The sequence below is a fragment of the Streptococcus mitis genome, from assembly GCF_001579035.1.
In the GTDB taxonomy this organism is placed as follows: domain Bacteria; phylum Bacillota; class Bacilli; order Lactobacillales; family Streptococcaceae; genus Streptococcus; species Streptococcus mitis_J.
Map to the genome: position 1 here is coordinate 84,193 of NZ_KQ970290.1, position 506 is coordinate 84,698.

The 506-nt window shown below is 42.9% G+C and carries 1 protein-coding gene; it reads right to left on the reverse strand.

Features of this window, described 5'->3' with window-relative positions:
• Positions 1-506: phospho-N-acetylmuramoyl-pentapeptide-transferase (locus SMIDD26_RS13250; RefSeq protein ID WP_280630524.1), on the reverse strand; the 506-nt coding region annotated here is incomplete at both ends.

Genomic DNA, 506 nt, shown 5'->3' on the forward strand with positions numbered 1-506 from the left:
TCCCCAAAAGAAGAAATCAACCTTCCACTCGCTCCAAGGATTTCCTTTACCAGACAATCCTCCAAGTTCAAAATGGTGATGGACAGGCGTCATACGGAAAATACGTTTACCACCAGTCAGTTTGAAATAGCTGACTTGCATCATGACCGAAGTTGTTTCAAAGACATAAACAATTCCGATAATCAAGAGAGTCCATTCTTGGTGGAGGGCCATAGAGATAGCTGCCAGCATTCCACCGAGAGCCAAACTTCCCACATCCCCCATAAAGACTTTAGCAGGCTTATGGTTAAAGACGAAGAAACCGAGCAAACCACCAATCACGGCAAGAATTACTAGAAGGATATCCATCTGACCTTGCACATAGGCAATAACTCCATAAGCTGACAAACTAATCACCACTGAAATACTAGCTAAACCGTCAATGCCGTCTGTCAAGTTTACTGCGTTTGAAAAACCGACTAGCCAGAAAAGAGCGAAGAAAATATAGAAAATCCCTAGATGCACTT